A 2,135-nucleotide genomic window follows, 5' to 3' on the forward strand; every position below is an offset into this window, starting at 1 on the left:
GATCTTGGATACGAACAAATCAATGCCGGTGAGCAACTTTCCCCTGAATATGTTAACCAAAGGGAACTTACTGCTGCCGATATTGAAGAATATCGTATCAAGGGGATATGGTATTTTGATAAGCGACAGGGCGAATTGAAATATCGACTGCTGGGTATTGCTCCGGTAGCACCCGATGTAAACTTTGTGGATGATGAATCTATGGATCCCAATGAGAATAAAGTTGAACTTTTTTGGGTTTGGTATCCGAGTGCCAGAGAGATATTGCATACAGCCAAGGTTTTTAACCAACAAAACTCAGCGCAGCCAATATCTTTTGATATGTTGTTGAATGCCAGACGTTTTAACGGTCTTATTTATAGAGAAGACAACGTTCAGGGCGATCGTATAATTAATGATTACATAGCAGACAATGCGCTATTCCAGTTGCTTGAAGCAGATCGTATTAAGGAAACAATACGAGACAGGGAACAGGACATGTGGGCATATTAGAAGCAAGCTTTGAATTCCAATTCAGATATAAATTAAAAAACGCTGCACCATTTGGTGCGGCGTTTTTTAATTTTACACTATGGTAGATTACTTAATAGTAGGTCTTGGACTGGCCGGGATAGCATTTTGTGAAAGGCTTGAAGAGCATGGTAAAACCTTTATAGTGATCAATGATGACTCTCAAACATCATCCAATATTGCAGGAGGTTTGTATAATCCGGTAATTTTGAAAAGGTTTAACCTTGCCTGGAAAGCTCACGAACAAATAGGTCTGGCTAAGAACTTTTATAAAAGCTTAGAGGTTAAACTAGGTGTAACCCTGGATCATAAAGTACCGGTTTTAAGAATATTTGCATCAGTAGAGGAGCAAAACCTTTGGTTTGAAGCGGCTGATAAACAAAAATTACAGCCATACCTTTCTACAAAATTACTTCCCAATACTAATCCTTGCCTAAATGCCCAATTCGGTTTTGGGGAGGTTTTAAATACGGGAAGAGTAGATACACAGAAGTTGGTGAAAACATATTCGGGATATTTAACCAATAAAAAAGTGCTATTTGAGGAAACTTTCAACTTCGACGATTTAAAGACAGGAGCTAAGGGTGTTTCCTATAGAACTGTTAATGCCAAAAGAATTGTTTTTGCTACAGGGTTTGGACTAAAAAAGAATAAGTATTTTAATTATTTACCACTCAACGGAACAAAAGGAGAACTCTTAACTATAAAAGCCCCGATTCTAAAAGAAGAGCGGGTAATTAAATCTTCAGTTTTTATTATTCCTGTAGGGAATGATCTTTACAGAATTGGGGCGACTTACAAATGGAAGGATAAGAACAATGAGCCCACTTCAGAGGCCAGATTAGAACTACTTACAAAATTAGAGACCTTTTTAAACTGTGATTATAAAATAGTGAATCATGTTGCTGGAATAAGGCCTACTGTGGCCGATAGGAGACCTTTGGTGGGCAAACATCCTGTTCTGGATCATATCTACTTATTAAATGGTTTTGGGTCAAGAGGAGTAATGATTGCCCCATATGCTTCAAATCAGTTATATGAATATATAGAGCATGGAGGGCAGATAGACCCCGAAATGGATATCGCAAGATATGAAAAAGCCTATATTAAAGTTTAATCTATATGAACAGTAGCTGGGTCGTATTTTATAAAGATGTTGATCCATATATTTCTGGAAAGCCTAATAATAAAAGGTAAAAAGACTACCATAGTAATCACGATTACAATAAAAGTATTTAGTAAACTCATACCAATTATTAAAAAAGAAATTACAAAGGCCGCCACGGCAAACGCTATTCCAACAGCATAACTTACATACATAGCTCCGTAGAAAAAGGAAGGCTCAATTTTATACTTGGTATTGCAATGTGAACAACGTGCCTGCATTTTAAAAAGGGAGCCCAGATGGTATGGGTTATTATCAGTATACATACTTTCCTTGTGGCATCTTGGACAACTTCCTGTTAAAATACTGTAGAGTTTGTTTCCTTTTTTTAACATTTGCAAAAGTTTAGGCAAAACTACGATTTTGCAAAGTTTCTAATTGTAACACCAATCACAAAAATGCTAAATATTCATAATCTTTCTGTTTCTTTTGGAGGAGAATACCTGTTTAAAGAAATCGC

Annotated in this window: 3 protein-coding genes; 2 read left to right on the plus strand and 1 reads right to left on the minus strand. The window is 36.5% G+C overall.

What is annotated here, in order from left to right:
• Both gldN and WBN20_RS17110 read left to right on the plus strand, forming a co-directional pair.
• Positions 1-492, plus strand: a 492-nt coding sequence (gene gldN / locus WBN20_RS17105) for a gliding motility protein GldN (protein ID WP_424282564.1), incomplete at its 5' end; no start/stop codon positions are given.
• Between the two features lie 79 nt (positions 493-571).
• Entirely contained in the window at positions 572-1,627 is a 1,056-nt protein-coding gene (locus WBN20_RS17110; protein ID WP_424282565.1) for an NAD(P)/FAD-dependent oxidoreductase, read from the plus strand.
• Here WBN20_RS17110 and WBN20_RS17115 read toward each other — a convergent pair.
• A complete protein-coding gene (locus WBN20_RS17115; protein WP_424270924.1) occupies positions 1,624-2,010 on the minus strand; it encodes a DUF983 domain-containing protein in 387 nt (128 codons plus the stop codon). The two genes, WBN20_RS17110 and WBN20_RS17115, sit on opposite strands and share 4 nt — an antisense overlap.
• Positions 2,011-2,135 lie beyond the last annotated feature (125 nt).

Source organism: Eudoraea sp. (assembly GCF_049665975.1).
Classification (GTDB): Bacteria; Bacteroidota; Bacteroidia; order Flavobacteriales; family Flavobacteriaceae; genus Eudoraea.